This is a genomic window from Prevotella mikamonis (assembly GCF_055381405.1).
The window spans coordinates 50,598-73,223 of record NZ_AP035785.1; the positions used below are offsets into that span (position 1 = coordinate 50,598).

Genomic DNA, 22,626 nt, shown 5'->3' on the forward strand with positions numbered 1-22,626 from the left:
ATGACGTCAATACTGCAATATCTGAATAGCGTGGACCAGAGTGTCTTCCTCTTCTTCAATGGTTTCCACAACAGCTTCTTCGACACGCTGATGTGGCAAGTATCCAACCGCTGGGTATGGGTACCGATGTATATAGCCATCGTAGTGGCCAATGTGCTGCACTTCAGAAGCGACTGGCGCAAGCTCATAGGGGTGATAAGTGTCTTTCTGATAGCTTTCGCACTGAGCGATTATCTCTGTGTACAGTTGATTAGGCCGTGGATAGCGCGTCCCCGTCCGGCCCAGGACGACAGCGTCATCTGGCAGCTGGTGCATATCGTCAACGACTATCGGGGAGGCCATTATGGTACTCCGTCGAGCCATGCCACCAATACTTATATGCTGGCCATGCTCACGATGTTGTTCTTCAGACGCCGTAAACTTACGCTGTTTATGTTTGTTTGGGCTACGCTCCAGTCTTATAGTCGCATCTATCTGGGCGTACATTATCCCGGAGATATTCTGCTGGGCGGTGTGTTGGGCATTTCCGTAGCCCTCGTATGCTACGGTATCTACCGTTGGATGATGCGCGAAGACGGCTGCAAGTGTTGTCCCTATTTGCAGTTGGTGGAATATACGGGGCTGTTGATTCTGCTGGCATTGGTGGTATCGGCGTTTGTGATGCCTTATCTGGACTGCTTGTTGGCAGTGTTGTAGACACGAAAAAGGCATGTTATGAGTTGCAGTCATAACATGCCTTCTTACTTTTTCCTGTGATTATCGTTTCATCTTGGCTTGTCGGGCAAACTCGAACAATTCGAGTGGCAGGTGGCAATAGCCTTGAGGATTCTTGTCCAAATAGTCTTGGTGATATTCCTCTGCTTTGTAGAACATTTGCAGGGGGGCTATTTCCACGGCCAGAGGTTCGTCGTATTTGGCCTGTATCTCGTCGTACACCTTCTGTATGACGGGTATTTCTTCGGCCTTAGTGTAGTATATTCCGGTGCGGTAACGTGTGCCGACGTCGTGTCCCTGTTGGTTGAGACTGACAGGGTCGATGGCAGCAAAGAACATCAGCACAAGGAACTCCAGACTCACTACGTCGGGATTATAGACCACGTGCACGGCTTCGGCATAGCCGGTCGTGTCGGTATAAACCTCTTTGTATGATGGGTTGACGATGGTCTGGTCGCCATTGACGAATCCAACTTCGGTGTCGATGACACCCTCTATCTGCTTGAAAAAATGCTCGGCGCCCCAGAAACAACCGCCTGCTATATATAAATCTTGTGTCATAGCTGGTTTGTTATTATTATTTGTTGATGTGTTTCAGACGATTGACGGTCTTCAGCGCCTCTGCTCTCACTTCTGGTTTAAGACTGTTGTCGCGACTCATTTCGGCTGCACATTTGGCTATTTCGGCTGCCTGATACGACAGGTTGTGCCATCCCAGCATCTCCAGCAAAGCTACCTGAGCTTCGGGCTGAGCTTGTGTGCGGAGATAGTTGAGTAGCTCCGGAATGCGGTGATGGGGACAGTAATTGCGCAGTCCGCGTATGGCTGTGAGCCGTTTTTTGGCAGTCGTGGTGGGTGATACGGCCATGTCTACATATTCACTCCATTTCTGTGTGGCAGCGGTAATGAGTCTTTCGTAGCGCTTGCGCTGCTTTTCTTTGTCGATAAGGCGCAGTTGCGGATTGTCGAACTGGCGCTGGAACTCTGCTAATAATTTGTCCTTGGGGAAGAGAGTGAGGGCATTGAGCGCATTGAAACGGCAACGCTCGGAGAGGCTGTTGGTCAGGTTGGCGGCAATGATAGTGGGTATCAGGCGGTCGTCGCCACTCTCTCCAATCAGGTGGAGTGCCGTACGTTGTACCAATTCGTAGCTGTCGTCGGCAGCCAGTTTCAATGCTTCGATGAAGTTGGTATCGTCGTGTTCTGTCAGTGAGTAGAGTGCCTGAAGGCGCACGAGTGCCTCGTCTGAATGGCGGAAGATGTCGAATAGCTCGGCAGAAGTCATTTTCCCATCTCTGTTCAAGCGGTCTATGGCGATACATTTCACGTCGGCATGGGTGTCGGTTTTGAGCAACTTGTGCCATGCAGCATCGTTGTTAGTGGCCAAGAGAGCCGGGATCTCGGCCGACTTTTGTGATGGCACGAACGTAAAAGTGGGGTCGCCTATGACGTGCGACTCCATATAATAGGAGAAACGGGCCAATTCACCGACGCTGGCCCCTAATCCCAAGAGACCCATATAGCGGTCGCTCCACTTGTTTTGCAATACATTGACGCTGTTGGCAATGACAGCAACGGTGCGTCCGGGGCTGAAAATATACTCGTTGGCAATGCTGTTGTCGCGATGGAACGACCCATTGAAGCAGGCGTCGATGATGATGACGCGGCAATTCGGGGCGTAGTTGTACTTGGCAAAGTCGGTGGTATGCAGGTCGAGCAAGTCGTTGTCGAGTGAGTCTTTGGCAATTATCTTGGGGTCGAATGTGTTTTCCAACCACGTGTGGGGAATATCCAGACGTTTCTCGAAAGCTGCCATGACGCTGTCGGCATTCTGCCCTCTGTCCTTGGCATCGCGTATCTTGCTGCGGAAGAATTGCTGCATGAAGGTTTTGGCCTCGCTTACATTGTTGGGCGAAGGGATTCCATTGAGATACTCTGTGTCCCATGCACCGTGGTGATGGAGTATTGCGAAGTCGAGGTCTTGGCGCATCAGCTCGTCCATCAGTTTGAATTTGACGTTGCGGTTCTGCAGATGACTGAGGTAGCTGATACCGTTTTGCTGACGTCTCAGCCAGGGGAAGTGTTCGTAGAGTCCTGCTTTCTCGTCGACGCGGGCCGCGAATGACTGCGAGATATAGCCGTGGCCTTCGAAATAGAACATCTTATTGAGGCTACCGGCAGCACGTTTCTCGCGCACCAGCTTGGTCAGATAGTTGCGTAGCTTGGCGTATCTGGATGTCCCTCCGGCGTCGGTCGGGCGAATACGACCGCTGTATAGCGTCGGATTGAGTACCTGTGGCGACTCTGCTGTGAGCGAATAATAGAAGTATGGCGCATCATTGTCGTGGCCGAGTGGTTTGAATTTCAAGTTGAAATCGTCGTAGTAGCGGTCTGAAGGTATCGAAGAACGCTTGCGGTTAGCCTGTTGATTCATCTTGAAAGCACTTGCAAAGTGCTGTGCATCGCGTATCATTGCGACTGGTATGTCGCCTATAAAGACAGCTCCTTCGATAGGATTCTGGCGCAAAGCATGTAGTCGTTGCAGCTCGGCACGAATGGAATCGGGTACGCCCCAACGGTCTATGACGGTGTAGACATGCAGATGCTGCATGTCCTGGATGGCCTTGGCATAAGCCTGAATCTCGCTCTTGGCCTCGTCATAGCTCTTCCTGTCTACGACGATGGCGAAGCCGCGACCTGCCAATGCCTGCATGGTTGACAGCAGGCAGAGGCCTATCATTACCAAAATCTTCTTCATAATGCTTGTATAATATGGTTGTTTCTTTGTTAGAATTTGAGACTTACACCGGCGTTGATGGTGGTTCTGGACTTGGAGTCGAACATCTTTGAATAAGTCGCATCGTCGTTATAAAACTGGCATGCAACGTTGGCAAAGAGGCCAAACCATGTGTTTGTCCCATATAGTTGGACGGGGAAGTCGGCCGACACGTGTGCCTTGAAGCCGGAACTCTTGGCCGATAAGTATTCAAAAGTGGGTGCAGCATAGGCCTCACGAGTCGATTCCTGAATGAAATCGGCCTGTTTGTCACCGATGGCAAAGCTGGTATAACCATCCAAGAGACCCTGCATGCGACAGCTGCCCAGCATCCAATACTTGCCGATTTCCATGTCGATGGTGGCTGTAGTGAACTTCTGTTCGGCCATCTTGGCTTGATATTGTTTGATGTTCATGCCATTGATACCGGCCGAGAGTTTCAGGGTGAGGTCGGGAAGTCCGTTTTTCAACTGGTCGAACTGATAGCCCACGTCTCCCCGATAGTACGATGCGTCGTGCACCTTCGACTTATTCAGTGTTTCGTAATAAGCGATGTTGCCATGCTCAGTGTCGGTCTTTTTGCGCTGGTCGTACCAATATCCCTTACCTTTATAGTAGCCGAAACTGGCTGTGATGTTGTGGATAAATCGGTTGTTAGAGACCAATCGCAACCTGTCGGCAATGCTGACACCTCGTTTATCGTAGTCTCCTGCCTTGAAGGTATAGGCCGCTCCACCGTCTTCCGCATCCTCATTGATGGATGAGAGTTCTACTTCGAGGATGTTGGAGAGGGCAGATGAAGCCGGTGCAAAGACCCATTGGGCAGCGCCTTTCAGCGTATTGCCGCTGTAGTCGCGTGGATATCCGGCCAAATCGCCGTTTGTGCGGATGATATAATCGCCCGAACCTTTCATCAGGAAGTACGCATAATTGGTGTAACCGTTGATGATGGTGTGGGTCAGCTCTGAACTATAGAGCGCCCATGTAGCCGAAAGGCCGAGCCTATGTGCACTCCCCAGTCTGAATTCTACGCCCGGATTGATGGCAAACCGCGACGAGTTGACCTTCGGACGAGGGTCGGTCTGGTCGGCACTGCTGCCTGCTTTGTAGGCCAACTTGATAGCGCCGACGAAGAAAGGGCTGAACTCATAGGCCGCTCCTACAGACATGTTGAACAGCTCTGTGCTCACATCGCTGGCTATGGAGTCGCCGATTACGAAGGGATTGGTGCGTGTCAGGAAGAGCGTAGAATTCCATCTGCGGTCGTACTCTTTGCTGTTCACGTAGCCGATTTGTCCTTCTATGCTGAGCTTCTTGAATCGCTGTAGGCCGTAGAGAGATGCGTTCAGACTGCTGATTTTGCTGCCCGCATCTGCCTGATGGAATGCTCCACGCTCGAAATGTCCAAACACCGAAGCGTCGGTCACAGTCCCTACGCCGTTGTAGGCCAACCCAACAGGGGTGGATAAGCCTTGATATATGTTATCTATGTAATTATAGTCTTTGTAGAAGAAATGCTCGTTGGCCTTGCTCGGCATGCCCTGTGCAAGGACCGTACCGATACCGATGGTCGCCAGCATCATGAGCGCCACTCGCTTACCTATTATATTATGGTGTGTCATTCTTAACATCTTTACGTTCTTTTATTTATTATTGATCTACTGAAGTGGGCGTCTGGCCCGGCGTAAGTTCCTGATTATTCAGGAAGTCGTTGGCCGAATTATTGGTATCTTGGTAGTAAGCACGTCCGTTGATAATCTTGGTTACCTTTCGGCGGACGCATTTTCCGGCATTGGCCGTGCTTGCCAATACGCCTTGGGCATCGTCTTTTGGTAGGAATGCACCATAATTATTGCTCCTCTTATTGTTCCATATATCCACCGCATCCAGCACGTATTTGCTCGGAATCATGAGAAACTGGGTCTTGGCAGTCGTTCCCGGTGTGGTCATGATGTTCTTCGGGTCGGCAGCAAACTCTTCGGGTGTCATGTCTTCGGGGCACTTCGCCATGAGATAGGCACGCCCATTGACACCTATACCAAAGGCTCTGATCGTGGTGCTGTTTTGGAAGATGACCTTGACATCGGGTGTAGGGTGGTCTACTTCTCCTTTCACATTCTTGATATATACTTCCCAGTCGGCCTTCGAAAGGTCAGGACAATGATTGCCTTTCTTGGCTGCCGCAGCATGGTCTACAGGCTCGTTAGCCAGTACAATGCTCTGTCCGGGCTGCAAAGGATATTCCTTTCCGGAGCCTGGGAAGGCTATCACCATGCCCTGTCCGCAGGCGTAGAGGTCGGCATAGCCATGTGCCTGCCAGGCATTCTCTTTTGTCTGTCCGCCTTGTGGTGCCGACAACATCAGCCCATCGAGATATTGTACTTCATCAGAGTTGTTCACTATCTCGAAGTATTGGTCCAGGATATAGCCCTGTTGTCCGCCAGTGGTGTAAATAGACTTGAAGATAAGGGGCGACTTGATAATCTTAGACAGGTTGATAGTCGACGTGGCATCGGCGAAGAGCAAGGTCTCCGCATTGCCCGAAACATAGGCGGCTGCCTCGTCGGCCACCTTGCCCGACAGAACCAGTGTGTATTGCCCTTGCAGCAGATTGATGGTCGTGTCGCCCGACAATGAGAATTCCTGTGTGATGCCATAGTCGCTTGTAGCCACCAGCTTCATCTTCGCGAGCTTGTTGCCCGACAGCGCTTCTTCGGGATTCAGGGTAATCTTCAGATTGTGATATTGCGGTATGCTCGCCTCGTCGCCACACGATGCCATGAACACCGCGGCTGTCAAGAGTAGCAGATTGATAATTTTTTTCATCTTGTTTTGTTCGTTTCGTTTAGAATTTGAATTTCACTTCTGCACCGAAATAGTTGTCGGGATAGATTTGCGACTTGGCCAATGTGTTCTTGTTCACATGCCATTTAGAGGTATTCAGGAAGTTGTTGGCCGTGAACGACAGCTCGCATATCTTTCCAAGTTCCTTGGTGAAGCGGAAGTTGAGCATCACCCAAGGACTGACATGGTCGCTGTTGAAGTCGTAGAGTCTGTACTGGTCAACCATCAGACTGTATTTGCTGTTGGTGGCGTAGTCGGCTTTCCACTCTGTGTAGCTGCCGTCGTTGCTGTAGAATCCGCGTGGTTGCACCTCGTACAGCTTGCCGTCGCCCGACAACGCGTACACGTTGCTTCCGTCGGCGTATTCGTATGTGGCACGTGTATTTTCATACCAGACCACCTGTACCGTGGTTGTGAAAATCATCTTCACGGCTGGTATGTGGGTGATGAAGCGGAAATTGGTGTTCACACGGTCTCTGATAGTGCCGTAGCCTGCCGGCATCATCGGCACATAGTCGTATGTAGAACTGATGTAGTTCAGGTAGTCTTTCTCGTTGATGCGCTTGATGTGAAACCACGCACCGTCGATGTTGAGCGATGTGCGCAACGGTTTGAACACGCCAAGGTCCAACGAATACTCGATACCCTGCTTGTTGCTGCGCGATGTGTTGTCGGGCATCGACCATAGTGCGTTCTGTGTGGCAATGGTCGAAGTGGCTGTCTGCTTGCTGCCGTTGAGCGTATAGGACAGTTGCGAGCCGTCGAAAGTCAGGTCGGATACGCCCTGCGGCACGTTGAAGCGAGGATACTGCATACCCAGGAACATGGAAGAAAAGCCATATTCGTGGCGGTTGCTCTCATTGAAGTAGTTCACGTAGCCCTTCACCCTGCCTATCTTGAAGTTCACACCCACTTCCCATTTGCGGTTGGTGGTAGGCTTGATGTTGGGATTTTGCGTGTTGTTGATGGCCTGGGTCTGGATGAGTGCCAATGAAGAATGGTCTCCAATGTAACTCAGACTCACGTTGTCAAAGTAGGCATTGTCAGGATAGAGATAGAGCAGGGTAGGCATCTTGTTGGAGATACCGAATCCACCACTGATGCTCAGCAAGTCGAAAATGCTGTTGTTGTGCTTGTCCAGCAGGTTGTATTCTGCATTGATACGTGGTTCGGCCACGACAATATTGCCGCGTCCGCTCTTGCTCTTGTTCAGGAACATGTTGCTCAGTCTGACACCCGCAACAAGGTTCAACCAAGTCTTACCGAAGCTTATCCGTGTGTTGTCTTCGATGAATCCCGATAGATTATGCAGTGAGGGGATAGAGCTGAACGAGCGTGGACGCAGAGTTTGCGAGCTGCTCGACTTGGGCGGATTGCTCATGTTGAATGTCAGACCGTCGCCGGCATTGTCGTCGAAACGATAGTCTACACCGGCCTTGATGTTGGTGTAGTCGCGTTCGTTCAGCTGAATATACTTGTTGGCTTTTACCTGTGCATATACGTTGATGGGCAGACCCTCTATCTTGTAATCGCTGAAATAGGCCTTGGTGAGGAACTGGGCCGGAGCAATTCCGGTCTTCAGATTGTCGGTGACCACACCGTCGGGTGTTGCAATCCAGTTGTGGTGTGTGTCTACTGTGCGCGAAACCTGTGCAGAGAGGTCGTAGTTGATGGCTGTGAGCCAGTTGTCCATGCGGATGTTTCCGTCGATAGAGACGCGTCCGCCCACGTTCTTGTTCTTGTAGTTCAGTTCCAATTCCGACATCTGCGGGTCGTGCTTACGGTTGTTGATGTTCGAGTAGAACGAGCTGCGCAGATTGAATGTGACCGGATGGCTGCCTTTGGCATTGAATACATTGGAGTAGCCGAGCGAGAAGGTAAGTCGGTCGTAGCCCATATAGTGCCGACGTGTGTCGGAGTAAGACTGCGACCAGTCTACGCCCAGGTTCAGTGCACCGCCCTGGCTGAAGTTGAATCCTTTGCCCACGTAAGCCAGCTTGGAGTAGGGGTCGGCCTTGAATTTCACTTCGAGCGGTGTGTGTCCGGCCTTGGTCTTGACGATAACCACACCCGAAGTCAGGTTGCCGTATTCCACCGAGGGGATGCCTCGAATCACCTCTACCGATGCAATGTTGTCTACACCGATGGTTCTCAGGTCGCTGCCTTTGCCGGCTGTGGTCTGATTGCCCATATCGTCGGCATTCGACGACGAGCTGTTACCATATCTGGTGGGCGACAAAGCCTGTAGGTTGCCGTCGTTGCTGAGGGGCGAACCGTCGAGAATGACACTCGTACCGAGTGCATTGTTGTTGTCGCCGCCAATCTCGCGCAGGTTGGCTTGCGCCAGATTGTTGAGGCTGGGATTGGAGGTGAGGCTACCCGGCAATAGCTGCAAGATGTCCGAAACACTCTTGGGTTGGATATGACGGATGGCATCCTGCCCGATTTCCGACTTCGAGCCGATGGCCGACTGGCGAGCCGTTACGGTGACTTCTTTCAGTGTCAGCGCCTGTTCCTGGAGCTTGATGACCAGCCGTTCGCTGCCCGTTGTCACCTTGAACCGCCCTTTGACCGTCTCATAGCCTATACAGGAAGCCGTGTATTCGAACTCTCCTGCCTTGACATTGCGCAGCAGGAATTCGCCTTTCTCGTTGCTCATGGCCGTCATGACATTGTTGAAAGAGATGTAGGCCACGTCGATGGGGTTGCCCTTGTCGTCGGTAATCGAACCTTTAATCGTGAAAGTACCGGCCGAGGTCTGTGCGATGGCCGGCGAAAATGCAGTCAGCGCCGATAGGAGCGCGACCCAAAGCAAAATTATCTTTTTTGGTTTCATAATCTGATGATGCCTTTCTTTTTCTACCTTATTATATATATGGTGGTGGATGTTGTAAACTCTCTGATTGCTGCAAAGCCTCCGCAGTAGTGTTGCAAAGCCTGGGCAGCGATGCTGCGAGGCCTTGGCAGTGTGATTGCAAGGGCTTTGCAGTAATTCCTAGTTGATGACTTGACTTTTAACTCTATTATATTGACAATGCAAAGTTAACGATTTTTAAATACACTGTCAATACCCTAATGTTGGTATTTTGAAAGTTTTTTTAAGTATTCTCCCGACTTCTGATTTCTCGGTTAAATCGGATTCAGACGTTTGGATAGTAGCAATTATGGCCTGAAAAGTAGTAAAATATTACAATTTGTGGGTAAAAAGGCGGAATAAAGAACAAATCTTTGAAAAAATAGAAAAATTCTTCGAAGAAAATTATGAAGTTTGAAAATCATTTCGTAACTTTGCCTGTGTAAAACAAAAGAGATGGTTTCGACCACTTGGTTTTACATCTGAATGGAAATTATAGTTATGTCCAGATAGATTATAAATTTTGAGTTAATTACTGTTTTGTAGGGGGAATGGTTTCGTGAGAAAGTGTTCTCTCTTTTTTTATGTCCTTTTCTGAAGATATTTTGCTAGTCACTTGATGTTGTATTCCATTTATTTCCTATCTTTGCACGTATAAGAATCGCAGGAGCAAACAACAGGGACGGCAGATGAGGGAATCGGTTTCATGCTCTGGGCGATAGCAAACAAATCTACATTATTACAAATCAAACGTTTCGAACATGGAAAATAAGAAGTATGGGCATTTCGACGATGCCAACCGCGAGTATGTCATTACCGACCCGAAGACACCGTGGCCGTGGATAAACTATCTCGGCAACGAAGATTTCTTCTCGCTCATTTCAAATACGGCCGGAGGCTATAGTTTCTACAAGGATGCCAAGTTTCGTCGACTGACACGCTATCGTTACAACGGCGTACCGATGGATGCAGGAGGTCGCTATTTTTACCTGAAAGATGGAGATACGGTGTGGAATCCGGGTTGGAAGCCCTGCAAGACACCGCTCGACTTCTATGAGTGCCGCCACGGAATGAGCTATACGCGCATCACGGGTAGGAAGAACGGTGTAGAGGCCAGTGTGCTGTTCTTTGTTCCGCTCCATACTTGGGCCGAAGTGCAGAAACTTACGCTGACCAACCATTCGGCCGAGACGCGCCGACTGAAACTGTTCTCGCTGGCCGAGTGGTGTTTGTGGAATGCTGCCACCGACATGGAAAACTTCCAGCGCAACTTCTCTACGGGCGAAGTGGAGGTGGAGGGCAGTACACTCTATCATAAGACGGAGTACCGCGAGCGTCGCAATCATTATGCTTTCTACCATGTGAATGCACCCATCGACGGGTACGATACCGACCGCGAAACGTTTGTGGGCCTTTACAACGGATTTGACGAACCCGAAGCTGTGGCCGAGGGAAAGGCGCGTAACAGCTTCGCTCATGGTTGGAGTCCGATAGCATCGCATTATATAGAGGTGGAACTACAGCCGGGCGAGAGCCGCGACTTTGTGTTCTTGCTAGGCTACGTGGAGAACGCGCAAGATGAAAAATTCTCAGCTCCGCAGACCATCAATAAGCAGAAGGCGCATGAGCTGATAGCTCGTTTCGACACAGTGGAGAAGGTAGATGCCGCTTTCGGGGAACTGAGAAGCTACTGGGACAGGCTGCTTTCGGTATTCGTATCACACACGGGCAACGACAAGCTCGACCGCATGGTGAACATCTGGAATCAATATCAGTGTATGGTGACGTTCAACATGTCGCGTTCGGCGAGCTTCTTCGAGAGCGGTATCGGTCGCGGCATGGGGTTCCGCGATTCCAACCAAGACTTGGTGGGCTTCGTACACCTGATTCCGGAGCGTGCCCGCGAGCGTATCATCGATATTGCCTCCACGCAGTTTGCCGATGGCGGATGCTATCATCAGTATCAGCCATTGTCTAAGCGTGGCAACAACGACATCGGTGGAGGTTTCAACGACGACCCCTGTTGGTTGATATTCGGTACGGTGGCCTACATCAAGGAGACGGGCGACTTCTCGATTCTCGACGAGATGGTGCCCTTTGACAATCAGCCAGGCACGGAGGTTACGTTGTTGGAGCATCTGCGTGTGAGTTTCAATCACGTGGTAGAGAACCTCGGTCCGCACGGATTGCCGCTGATAGGGCGTGCCGACTGGAACGACTGTCTGAATCTGAACTGCTTCAGTTGGGACCCTAATGAGAGTTTCCAGACCACCGAGAACAAGACCGAAGGCTCGAAGGCAGAGTCGTTGATGATAGCAGGACTGTTCGTCGTGACAGGTCGCGACTATGCCGAATTGTGCCGTCGCATAGGTAAGGACGACGAGGCTGTGCGTGCATTGCAACATGTAGATAGCATGGTCGAGGCCGTGAAGCAGCATGGTTGGGATGGCGAATGGTTCTTGCGTGCATACGACTTCTACGGCAATAAGATTGGTAGTGATGAAAACGAAGAAGCAAAGATATTCATCGAGTCGCAAGGATGGTGTACGATGGCAGGCATCGGACTGGAAGACGGACTGGTAGACAAGGCGCTCGACAGTGTGAAGGAGCGCATGGATACCGAGTTTGGTATCGTCCTGAACAATCCTGCTTTCACCAAGTATCATGTGGAATATGGTGAGATAAGCTCCTATCCGGAGGGTTATAAAGAGAATGCGGGCATCTTCTGCCACAATAATCCCTGGGTGATTATCGGCGAAACGGTGGCCGGTCGTGGCGACGATGCGTGGAGTCATTACACCAAGATATTGCCTTCTTACGTGGAAGAGCGTTACAGTACCCTGCATAAGGTAGAACCTTACGTGAATTGCCAGATGGTAGCGGGTAAGGATGCGGCACGTCCCGGTGAGGGCAAAAACTCTTGGCTCACGGGTACGGCAGCGTGGATGTGGTACACGGTGTCGGAATATATTCTGGGTATCAAGCCCGACTACGACGGTCTGCTCATCGACCCCTGCCTGCCGTCTACGGCCAAGGAGTATACGGTATGCCGCCAGTTCCGTGGTGCAACCTATCGCATAACGGTGAAAAATCCCGACGGTCGTGCCAAGGGTGTGCGCCAACTGACGGTTGACGGCAAAAAAATAAGTGGCACCGTAGTACCACTTATGGAAGGCAATCACACGGTGGAAGTCACCATGTGATAAGGCTTGAATATTCTATACCAATGTTGCGACGATTTCCTCACGTGTGCCTGGAAGCATATCGATGACGGGAATCTCGGGCATGGTGTAGCATCCGGGGTGCAGGCGGAGCGAAGCACGGGCCACGTTGACCAGTACCTGTGCCGTGAGGGCAGGGTTGTTGATGCTCATGTTGAATTCCAGACGCTGGTTAGGAGTCTGTCCGCTCACGCCTTTGCGAACGAGGTTGACACCGTGGCCCATGTCGCGTACGTCGTCGACCGACGTTACTGCAAACACATGAGTCTCATCGTGGGCGAAGTAGGGGTCTGCCTTGATTTCGGCAGTAACATCCTCCAGTCGTGCACCCTCTTCCAGTTCTACGTAGACCATGCGGCGATGAATGCCTTCGCCCAATGGGATGGTAACAGAGAGCGCATTCTTGACGCCCTTCTTGCCGCGTGCGCAGACAGAGTGGCCCATAGACATGCCAGGGCCGAAGTTGGTATAGGTGAGTCCTTTAGGAGCGAGACTCTGCATGAGTACACGCACGACGGAGTCAGATCCAGGGTCCCATCCGGCCGCAATGACGCTCACCCTGCCAGCCTTGACACAGTTCTCGGTCTGGTTTTTGCGATATTCCAAGATGGAGGTATGGATGTCGAAGCTGTCTACGGTGTTGATGCCGAGGGCCACAATCTTAGCTGCATACTCCGGACAAGAGCGTGTGGGAGTGGCCAGGATGGCTACGTCGACGTCTTTGAGTTTGGTTATATCGTCTACCACTTCGTAGTTGGTAAGTTCGAGGGGCTTGTCTTGTGCTCCGTTACGACGCACGATACCTGCGATTTCAAAGTCGGGTGCAGCTTCTAAAGCCTGCACGGCGTACTGACCGATGTTGCCGAAACCGACAACGGCTGCTCTGATTTTTTTCATAATCCTGATATTTACTATTTGTTCAAATTTTCATTTTGTTTGGTTGCAAAAGTACACTTTTAAACTTAAAACGCACATTCCCTATCACATTTTTTGCATTAAATAATGGAAAAAGGAATTTATGTCAAAGGGTGATGGGAAAAATTTTAAGTGTGTGGAATGAAGACAGATATGGTGTATGCCGGCGATTGCGGCATATACCTACATAAAAAGGTGGAGACTTAGAACAATAAACAGGGGCTTCAAGCCGTTTATATGGTACACAAAACCATATAAAAAGCAAGACCTATGATAGAATATATAAAGGGGGAATTGACAGATGTGACCCCTGCACAAGCTGTTGTGGAAGCCGGAGGAGTGGGGTATGCAATGAATATTTCGCTCACAACATATAGTGCTATACAAGGAAAGAAGGAGGTGAAACTATATATCCACGAGTCGTTGGTGACCGGTGGACGTGATGACAGTTACACTTTCTTTGGCTTTGCAACGAAACAGGAGCGTGAACTCTACCGTATGTTGATTACCGTTTCGGGCGTGGGAGCTAACACGGCACGCATGATGTTGTCGTCGATGTCGCCTTCAGAGCTGTGCAATGCTATAGCCAATGGCGACGATAAGATGATTAAAAATGTGAAAGGTATAGGGCTGAAGACAGCTCAACGTATCATCGTCGACCTGAAAGACAAGATTGTTGCCAGTGGCATTGCCGATGAATTCCATGTTTCGTCGAGTGCGAAGGAGACGTTGGTCAACTCTCCTGTAAAGGATGAAGCTGTGGGGGCGCTTACCATGTTGGGCTTCTCGCCGGCACCGACGGCCAAGATAGTGGTTGCGATATTGACCGAAAATCCGTCGCTCAGCGTAGAAGCTGTGGTGAAAGAAGCATTGCGAAGGATTAAATAAGGAGCGTGTGAGAATACCGAATCGTCTGCAAACGATATTGATAGGGGTGCTGGCTGCCACGGCAGTCAGTTATGCTGTGTCGTTGCCTTTGATGCAAGACGATTCCAGAAAGAATAAGAAGCAGACGCCGAAAGACTCAAAGATAGAGGTGGTAGGGCAACCGGTATTGGACGAAGATACCGTCCCCGACAGTTTGCTTCATCCCCGATGGCGCATTCAGCGTACCATGCCCATCACTATTTCCGACCTTGACAGCAGTGTGCTCGACCTGAAAACGCCTGAGAATGTGCGTCAGACGGTGGAATATAATGACTCTCTGAACCTGTATTTCATCGGTAAGAAGATGGGTGGAACGTATATATCTGCCCCTATCATGATGACACCGGAGGAGTATCGGGTATGGAGCGAGAAGCGATTGCGCTATAAATACTATCGTACGAAGAACGATGCCATCTATAAGACGAAGGGGAAAGAGAAGTTTGATTTCTCTGATATGCACTTTGATTTAGGGCCGGCCGAGAAAATTTTCGGTCCGGGAGGTGTGCGTATCAGAACCCAGGGAACGGCCGAACTGAAGTTTGGTGGTACGTTGAAGAATGTGGATAATCCCTCGCTGCCTATCAGAAACCGAAAGACGACAACCCTGGATTTCGATGAGAAGGTAAACTTGAACGTCAACGGAAAGGTGGGTGACAAGGTGAACTTCGACTTGAATTACAACACAGATGCCACGTTCGACTTCGATGCACAGAACATGAAACTGAAGTATGATGGCAAAGAAGATGAGATTATCAAGCTCGTTGAGGGCGGTAATGTGTCGTTTCCTTCTAATTCTTCTTTGATACGTGGTGCCAGTTCGTTATTCGGTTTGCGCACCGACATGCAATTCGGAAAGCTGAAATTGCAGTTGGTGGCATCGCAAAAGAAAACCGCCAGCACCAGTGTTTCGAGCAAGGGAGGGGTGCAGTTGAAGCCATTTGAGATAGGCGCGGCAGATTATGAAGAGAACCGCCACTTCTTTCTTTCCCAGTATTTCCGCGACCATTACAATGCCGGTATGCGCACATTGCCTAATGTGATGACTGGTGTACAGGTGAATCGGGTGGAAATTTGGGTGACGAACAAGACAGGAACAACGACCAATACGCGTAATATTGTGGCATTGACCGACCTTGGTGAATGCACAAAAATTTCCAACTCACGGTGGACGGCGAGCGGTGTCGTGCCGGCGAATGGGGCTAATAGCGAGTATGGTGAGATGGTGAGTGCCTACAGTGGTGCGCGTGATATAAACCAAACGTCGACAATTCTTGATGGCGCAGGACTTGTTGGGGGAACAGACTATGAGAAACTGGAGAGTGCCCGATTGCTCTCTTCGAGCGAATACACGCTGAATTCGCCACTCGGATACGTCTCGTTGAAAAGCTCGGTGCAGACCGATCAGGTGGTGGCAGTGGCTTTTGAGTACACCTATGGAGGCGTGACTTATCAAGTAGGAGAGTTTGCCGGCAATCAGACCGATACCGGGAAGGCCCTGTTTGTGAAGTCTTTGAAGAATACAAGCAACCATCCTAAGCAAGGCAACTGGGACTTGATGATGAAAAATGTGTACTATCTCGCTTCGAATGTAGAGAAAACCAAGTTCCGTTTAGACGTCAAATACCAAAGCGATACCACTGGTGTTTATCTGAATTATATACCTGAGAGTCAGGTCAAGGGTACTCCTATTATCAGGTTATTGGGAGCTGACAGGCTTGATAACAACAGCAAACCGAACAGCAACGGATACTTCGACTATGTGGAGGGATATACGGTAAGCAATGGCAGGGTGTTCTTCCCTGTGACTGAACCATTCGGCTCTTATCTGTATGACTATCTGGTAGGCAAGGGTGTACCAGCTGCCGAAGCGTCCAAATATGCTTTCACGGAACTGTATCATTCGACCAAGACTGTTGCAAAACAGACTGCTGAGAAAGACAAGTATCAGTTGGTGGGACAGTTTAAGGGAACTTCTGCCAACGTCATATCGCTTGGGGCATTCAATGTTCCGCAAGGTTCGGTGGTGGTAACAGCGGGCGGAATAGTACTCAAAGAAGGCGCTGATTATAGCGTGGATTATAGTGCCGGCGAGGTAACCATCCTCAATCAGAGTATCTTGGATGCCGGTACGAATGTCAATGTATCGCTCGAAAGCAATACCGACTATGCACAGATGCGCAAGACGATGTTCGGTATGAACTGGGAATACGATTTCTCCAAGAACTTCCAATTGAGTGGAACGATACAGCATCTGTCTGAACAGGCACTCACTACCAAGGTGAATATGGGTGCTGAACCGCTTAACAATACTCTGTGGGGCGTCAACCTGAACTGGAAGAAAGAGAGCCAATGGCTCACCAATATGCTCAACAAAATCCCCCTGTTGCATCTTACTCAACCCTCCAATATCTCATTGACAGCCGAGTTTGCACATCTTATTGCCGGACAAGCCGGGGGTACTCAAGACCATGCTTCATACTTGGATGACTTTGAAAATACAAAGAGTACCATCGACGTTTCTACGCCAACATCGTGGATTCTGTCCAGTGTTCCGAGTCTGTTTGCCGAGCATAGCGACAAGACGGGATTGTCCAGTGGGTTCAATCGTAGTTTGTTGGCATGGTATAACATAGACCCGTTGTTCACCCGGAGAAGCAGTTCTTATACGCCGGGACATATCAAGAGCGACCTCGACCAGTTGAGTAATCAGTATGTGCGCGAGATTCCGACGATAGAATTGTTTCCCCATCGCAATGTGAGTAGCTATACCGGAACCACCTCAACTCTCAATATTCTTAACTTGGCATACTATCCTAATGAGCGCGGACCATACAATTTCAATCCTAATCTGGATGTGAATGGCAAGCTGCCTAACCCCACTCAGCATTGGGGAGGAATGATGAGGAAGCTCGATACCAACGACTTCGATGCTGCCAACATTGAGTATATTGAGTTTTGGTTGATGGATCCGTTTATCTACACCAACAAGCAAGCCAACGCGTCAGATTATGGTGGCGATGTCTACATCAATCTGGGAGAGGTGAGCGAAGATATTCTGCGCGACGGACGGAAATTCTATGAGAGTGGAATGCCGGTCGACGGGTCGGCCACTTACACCACTACGCAATGGGGAAAGATACCCACTTCTTCTAATATAACCTATGCTTTTGCCACCTCAAAGGGCGCGCGAGCCTTGCAAGATGTGGGGTATAACGGGCTTAATAATACCGAGGAACAGCAATTTCCTACTTATCAAGCCTTCTTGTCATCCCTCCAGGGGCGTGTGAATCCTGCCGTATGGGATTCTATTTGGAACGATCCTGCCAACGACGATTACCATTATTTTCGTGGAACAGACTACGACGATATGCAGGCAAGCATCTTGCGACGCTATAAGTATATCAATAATCCGCAAGGCAACTCGCCTGATTCGGAAAATCAGCGGGAGAGTTACAACACGTCATACAAGACCACTCCTGATGTAGAAGATATCAATCAGGACTATACCCTCAACGAGTATGAGAAATATTTCCAGTATCGTGTGTCGATGCGTCCTGAAGATTTGGTGGTTGGTCACAACTATATCGTAGACAAACGCGAGGTAGAACCTAAGCTCAGAAACAACAATTCGGAACCTGTCACATGGTATCAGTTCCGCATACCGGTAGATGAATACGAACGGAGGGTGGGCAGTATATCCGATTTTTCCAGCATTCGGTTCATGCGAATGTTCCTCACCGGTTTCAAACATCCGATAGTATTGCGTTTCGGCACACTCGACTTGGTGCGCGGAGAGTGGCGTGTCTATAGCCAGTCGTTGGAAAATTCCAGTGGCACTGGAACAATGTCGGTGGGTGCAGTGAGCATCGAAGAGAACAACGACAAGCGACCTGTCAACTATGTGTTGCCTCCCCGTATACAGCGTGGGCAAGACCCAACGCAGCCACAGTTGGTGGAAGACAACGAACAGGCATTGGCCATGACGCTCGATAATCTCACTTCAGGTCAATCCAAAGCAGTATATAAAACCACATCGGTAGACCTACGGCAGTATAAGACGATGCAGATGTTTGCCCATGCCAATGCGTTTGAGCAGAACACCACGGCACTGGTTGACAATCAGTTGGCTCTGTTTGTGCGTTTGGGGTCGGATTATCGCAACAATTACTACGAATACGAAATTCCTTTGAAACTCACAGCTCCTGGGCGATATGACAATAATTCCACGACAAGCCGCACCATTGTGTGGCCCGAAGAGAATATGCTCAACATCCCTCTGACCGTCTTTACCGATATCAAGAAGTTGCGCAATAAGTCGCGGGCTATGGGTGCAGCCTCTTATACCTCTGCATTTACCACTTACGACGAGGGCAATCCGTCGAATAAGATTACCGTCATGGGAAACCCTACGTTGGGCGATGTGAAGGTCATGATGATTGGTGTGCGCAACAAGTCGGGCAATCCGAAGAGTGGAGAAGTATGGGTCAACGAGCTTCGTCTCAAAGGATATAACAACTCTGGAGGCTGGGCTGCCAACGGAGTTCTCAACATGCAACTGTCTGATTTGGGTACAGTCAACATGCAGGGCAAGTATGTCAGCGATGGTTTCGGAGGCTTGGAAGATGGTGTACAGGCCCGTTCTCAGGAGACGTATAAAAACTATTCCGTGACCACAAACCTGGAATTGGGTAAGTTTTTCCCCGAAAAAGCGAAGGTCTCTGCACCGCTTTATTATTCGGTATCGAAAGAAATATCCAGTCCAAGATACAATCCGCTCGATACAGATATGAAGTTGGCCGACGCATTATCAGCGACAGCGAACAAGCAAGAACGTGATTCGATAGAACGGATAGCCGTCACTAAACGGCTCAACACCAACTTCTCGTTGTCCAATGTGCGCGTAGGCATCCAGACCAAGCGGCATCCTATGCCCTACGATCCGGCTAATTTCTCTTTCTCTTACAGTCATTCTCATAGTCACACGGTGGGTGAGACCACCGTGTATGAAAACGAAGATAACTGGAGAGGTGCGTTGAATTATAATTGGACGCCCGTCTATCGTGCATGGGAACCTTTCAGGAAGTTGAAGAGCAAGTCTAAATGGCTTGATATCCTCAAGCGTTTCGGCCTGAACTGGCTGCCTCAGAACGTGGCGTTCAATACCGAACTGACGCGCGATTATTACGAATTGCAGGAGCGAGACATGGATGCTATGGAGAATACCAAGCTCCCCGTGACGTTCAGTTCGGCTTTTTTGTGGAATCGTGAGTTCACGCTTAGATGGGATTTCACGCGAAATCTGCATATGAACTTCCAAAGTGCCACCCATGCAGAGATAGAACAACCCTATGCACCCATCAACCAAGACCTCTATCCCGACCAATATAGTGCTTGGAAAGATTCTGTGTGGACGAGCATCAAGCATTTAGGTTCACCGCTCGATTACAACCAGTCGCTTAGCTTGTCGTATCAATTACCGCTTTATCTTATCCCTGTTTTCGATTGGATTACCGGTAATACCACCTACGATGCGCGTTATAACTGGGTGCGCGGAACGAATCTTGAAAACGGAACTTCGGTGGGCAACACCATCGTCAACAATAGGGAGTTGAGCTTCAATACCACGTTCAATATGGAGAAGCTCTACAATCATATCCCATTCCTGAAAGCTACGAACGAGCGTTTCAACCGCGATACGGATGTGAGTATGGCCAATCGTCGTCGATCGAAGGTTGTCAAGAAGACTTCTGCCGACAAAGAAGTGAGCCGGCAGCAGACTGCTCTGCCACTTAACAAGAAGAGCTTCGAGCAGGAAATCACACTCTTGCCCGACACGACATTGGAACTCCGCCACAGCAAGAATTCCAAACGGCTTATGGTGAGTGCGCGTACAACCGACGGCAAGTTGTATCAACTGCATTTCAAACGGCTCGACGACAATCGCATCCGTATCACGAACAAGGTGGATTCTGCGCTAACCCTGAAGGTGACCGTAACGCCGAAAGCACCGCTGGAGAATCAGAAATGGTATCGGACGGCACAGAGTGTGGCGCGTGTCATGATGATGGTACGCAACATCATGGTCAACTATCGCAATCAATATTCCATGTCTCTGCCCGGCTTCATGCCCCATGTGGGCGATGCTTTCGGGCAAAGTCGTGGCACAGATGCACTGGCTCCGGGACTTGGATTTGCCTTCGGACTCACCGATGATTCCTTTATCGACAAGGCGCTTGAACGCGACTGGTTGCTCCTCAATGACTCTATAGCCACCCCGGCAGCCACCAATCAGACCGAAGACCTGCGCATACGCATGTCTGTAGTGCCTTTCCGCCACATGAACATCGACCTCACGGCGAGCCGAAACCAAACCACTGCGCGTAGCATACAATATATGTATGAGGGCCGTCCCACCACGCAGAGCGGCACATTCACCATGACCACCATCTCTTTGGGTACGGCTTTTGAGGGTATGGGCGATGCCAATAACGGCTTCTATAGCAAGAGTTTCGAGAAATTTTGTCGTTCGCTCGATGGTTTCCGCGACCGGGTAGAGGCCCAATACGCCCATGCTGTGTATCCGAATGGTAGCAAACTGGCCGGAGGAACGTTCGATGCGGCCAATGGGGCAGTGGATAAATACAGTGCTGACGTGATGATTCCGGCTTTCCTTTCCACCTATACAAGCATGGGCGGAAATTCGCTCAGTATCTTCCCGACCATCACCCGACTGCTTCCCAATTGGACTATGCGCTACACAGGACTTGGCAGACTACCCTGGTTCCGCGATGTTTTTAAGAGTGTAAACCTCAACCATGCCTATCGGAGCATCTATGCCGTGGGGGCTTATAGCAGTTTTAGCACTTTCATGGAATATATGAACGGACTTGGTTTCGTCACCAATACGGAGACGGGCAATCCTGTTCCGAGCAGTATGTATAATGTATCGACAGTCAGCATTAACGAGAGTTTCTCGCCGTTGCTGGGTGTCGACATGACATTCAACAACGACCTGACGGCCAAACTGGAATATCGTACCACACGCACCCTCTCATTGAGCATGACGAGCATACAGCTGAATGAGATTATCAGTCGCGACTGGGTATTGGGATTGGCTTATAAATTAAACAATATCAATTTGTTTGGTGGGCGTAACTATCGACGAATCAAAGCCAAAACCAAGGGTAATGGTACGAACGATAGAAATCAGAATACTGCCCAGGCAAACAGGAATGGCAGTAGCGGTCGCTCAAGCAGTGGCGTCAACCACGACCTGAACATCCGTTGCGATGTAAGTTTCCGTCGGCAAGCATCCATCAGTCGCGACATCGCCAGTATGACTTCCATGGCCAGCAGTGGCAACAATGCCTTCAAGCTATCGCTTGCAGCTGATTATACCTTGTCTAGGATGCTGTCCATGACGTTCTACTACGACCATCAGAGCAACACGCCTCTGCTCTCAGCCAATAGTTATCCCACGACCACCCACGACTTTGGAGTAAGCATTAAGTTCTCGCTGACGAGGTAAGGATAGAGGTCTTATTACAAAATAGGTTGTATATGAAATACGCAAACTATTAAAAATATTCCCAAAGCCTTTGGTAGATTCTTTTTTTATTTATGTGTTCCTTTCATTTTTTATTTGTAAATTTGTGCCATAGAGCTAGTAAGATGAGCCTGTAAATAACAGAGAAAGGAGAAATGTATGGATAAAACTAGAAAAGAAGTTCTCGAACGGCTGAAGAAGGCAAAAGAAATAAAAGCTAATGCAGTAGAGAAAGCAAAGGCAGAGCTAGCTGAACTTGTAGAGAAAGAAACCGGAGTCAGGCCTACAAAGTTCTTTGTTCTATGACTTTGCTCTCCGAAACTCGAATCAATGCTGTTGCTCCTTATCGTGTTAAGGTTCTTAAAGATGGCGGAGCATTCTTTGCTACAGACAATGGCTTGCATTATATTGTCAGCTTTGATGCCGATGATGTGAGTCTTTCTGTACTATGTTATCAGCTGGTTATAGTCAATGTAGACAATAAGCCGTCGCCAAGAGACCATAAACTGCGTGATACTATTATTGCCATTGTAGAGGAGTTCTTCTCTTCCAGCAATGAGGTATTACTTTATATCTGCGAGACGGGAGATGGAAAGCAAGCTTTGCGCAACAGACTTTTTCAATATTGGTATTCACAAAATGGCCAACATAAAGGTTATACATATCTTTCTGCATCTGTTTTGGATGATGATGGTGTGATGAATTATGCTACGCTGATTATGCGTAACGACAGCCCCCATTATGCAACTGCCTATCGTGATTTTGGTGAATCCATCCAGATGTTGAACAATAAGTTTGAATAAGGGTAGTAAATTCTGAGACGTACCTA

General features: G+C 49.5%; 12 protein-coding genes. 6 read left to right on the forward strand and 6 right to left on the reverse strand.

Annotated features, from left to right (window positions below; translation table 11 throughout):
* The gene (locus ACZ42L_RS00155) at positions 1 to 696 is read left to right on the forward strand and encodes a phosphatase PAP2 family protein (RefSeq protein ID WP_464716279.1); all 696 of its coding nucleotides are present in this window, start codon (positions 1 to 3) and stop codon (positions 694 to 696) included.
* 60 nt (positions 697 to 756) lie between these two features.
* Here the strand turns inward: ACZ42L_RS00155 and msrA are convergent, their stop codons facing one another.
* From msrA to ACZ42L_RS00180, 5 genes are read right to left on the reverse strand one after another with little or no spacing between them, the layout of a single operon-like run.
* Entirely contained in the window at positions 757 to 1,275 is a 519-nt protein-coding gene (msrA, locus tag ACZ42L_RS00160) for a peptide-methionine (S)-S-oxide reductase MsrA (protein ID WP_464699641.1), read from the reverse strand.
* Between the two features lie 16 nt (positions 1,276 to 1,291).
* Positions 1,292 to 3,472: a HEAT repeat domain-containing protein gene (locus ACZ42L_RS00165; RefSeq protein ID WP_464716280.1), complete on the reverse strand. Its 2,181-nt coding sequence runs from the start codon at positions 3,470 to 3,472 to the stop codon at positions 1,292 to 1,294.
* A gap of 29 nt (positions 3,473 to 3,501) precedes the next feature.
* Entirely contained in the window at positions 3,502 to 5,121 is a 1,620-nt protein-coding gene (locus tag ACZ42L_RS00170; RefSeq protein ID WP_464716281.1) for a DUF6850 family outer membrane beta-barrel protein, read from the reverse strand.
* 19 nt (positions 5,122 to 5,140) lie between these two features.
* Positions 5,141 to 6,316, reverse strand: a complete 1,176-nt coding sequence (locus tag ACZ42L_RS00175) for a DUF4876 domain-containing protein (protein WP_464716282.1) — start codon at positions 6,314 to 6,316, stop codon at positions 5,141 to 5,143.
* A 19-nt stretch (positions 6,317 to 6,335) separates the two neighbouring features.
* Complete coding sequence (locus tag ACZ42L_RS00180; RefSeq protein ID WP_464716283.1) at positions 6,336 to 9,170, reverse strand: TonB-dependent receptor; 2,835 nt, start codon at positions 9,168 to 9,170, stop codon at positions 6,336 to 6,338.
* A gap of 779 nt (positions 9,171 to 9,949) precedes the next feature.
* Between ACZ42L_RS00180 and ACZ42L_RS00185 the strand changes: the two genes are divergently transcribed.
* Positions 9,950 to 12,391: a glycoside hydrolase family 94 protein gene (locus tag ACZ42L_RS00185; RefSeq protein WP_464716284.1), complete on the forward strand. Its 2,442-nt coding sequence runs from the start codon at positions 9,950 to 9,952 to the stop codon at positions 12,389 to 12,391.
* 15 nt (positions 12,392 to 12,406) lie between these two features.
* Here ACZ42L_RS00185 and ACZ42L_RS00190 read toward each other — a convergent pair whose 3' ends face one another.
* Positions 12,407 to 13,306: a diaminopimelate dehydrogenase gene (locus tag ACZ42L_RS00190; protein WP_464716285.1), complete on the reverse strand. Its 900-nt coding sequence runs from the start codon at positions 13,304 to 13,306 to the stop codon at positions 12,407 to 12,409.
* 288 nt (positions 13,307 to 13,594) lie between these two features.
* On the opposite strand from ACZ42L_RS00190, the gene ruvA reads away from it, so the two are divergent.
* The 4 genes from ruvA to ACZ42L_RS00210 all read left to right on the forward strand — a co-directional run bounded on the left by ruvA (position 13,595) and on the right by ACZ42L_RS00210 (position 22,600).
* Positions 13,595 to 14,212, forward strand: a complete 618-nt coding sequence (ruvA, locus tag ACZ42L_RS00195) for a Holliday junction branch migration protein RuvA (protein ID WP_464699653.1) — start codon at positions 13,595 to 13,597, stop codon at positions 14,210 to 14,212.
* A gap of 7 nt (positions 14,213 to 14,219) precedes the next feature.
* Positions 14,220 to 21,779, forward strand: coding sequence for a T9SS outer membrane translocon Sov/SprA (gene sov / locus ACZ42L_RS00200; protein ID WP_464716286.1), 7,560 nt, complete (start codon positions 14,220 to 14,222; stop codon positions 21,777 to 21,779).
* Between the two features lie 177 nt (positions 21,780 to 21,956).
* On the forward strand, positions 21,957 to 22,103 hold the full coding sequence (locus tag ACZ42L_RS00205; protein WP_464699657.1) for a hypothetical protein: 147 nt from the start codon (positions 21,957 to 21,959) through the stop codon (positions 22,101 to 22,103).
* Positions 22,100 to 22,600 (forward strand): DUF6169 family protein, encoded by a 501-nt coding sequence (locus tag ACZ42L_RS00210; RefSeq protein WP_464699658.1) that lies wholly within the window; start codon positions 22,100 to 22,102, stop codon positions 22,598 to 22,600. Before ACZ42L_RS00205 ends, ACZ42L_RS00210 begins: the two co-directional genes overlap by 4 nt.
* The last annotated feature ends 26 nt before the right edge of the window (positions 22,601 to 22,626 follow it).

What these genes read in the sequence shown, in the direction of transcription:
- ACZ42L_RS00165 (WP_464716280.1), bottom strand. Translation starts at nt 3,472, where the DNA reads ATGAAGAAGATTTTGGTAATGATAGGCCTCTGCCTGCTGTCAACCATG.
- ruvA (WP_464699653.1), top strand. Translation starts at nt 13,595, where the DNA reads ATGATAGAATATATAAAGGGGGAATTGACAGATGTGACCCCTGCACAA.
- ACZ42L_RS00180 (WP_464716283.1), bottom strand. Translation starts at nt 9,170, where the DNA reads ATGAAACCAAAAAAGATAATTTTGCTTTGGGTCGCGCTCCTATCGGCG.
- ACZ42L_RS00185 (WP_464716284.1), top strand. Translation starts at nt 9,950, where the DNA reads ATGGAAAATAAGAAGTATGGGCATTTCGACGATGCCAACCGCGAGTAT.
- ACZ42L_RS00205 (WP_464699657.1), top strand. Translation starts at nt 21,957, where the DNA reads ATGGATAAAACTAGAAAAGAAGTTCTCGAACGGCTGAAGAAGGCAAAA.
- msrA (WP_464699641.1), bottom strand. Translation starts at nt 1,275, where the DNA reads ATGACACAAGATTTATATATAGCAGGCGGTTGTTTCTGGGGCGCCGAG.
- ACZ42L_RS00175 (WP_464716282.1), bottom strand. Translation starts at nt 6,316, where the DNA reads ATGAAAAAAATTATCAATCTGCTACTCTTGACAGCCGCGGTGTTCATG.
- ACZ42L_RS00210 (WP_464699658.1), top strand. Translation starts at nt 22,100, where the DNA reads ATGACTTTGCTCTCCGAAACTCGAATCAATGCTGTTGCTCCTTATCGT.
- ACZ42L_RS00190 (WP_464716285.1), bottom strand. Translation starts at nt 13,306, where the DNA reads ATGAAAAAAATCAGAGCAGCCGTTGTCGGTTTCGGCAACATCGGTCAG.
- ACZ42L_RS00155 (WP_464716279.1), top strand. Translation starts at nt 1, where the DNA reads ATGACGTCAATACTGCAATATCTGAATAGCGTGGACCAGAGTGTCTTC.
- ACZ42L_RS00170 (WP_464716281.1), bottom strand. Translation starts at nt 5,121, where the DNA reads ATGTTAAGAATGACACACCATAATATAATAGGTAAGCGAGTGGCGCTC.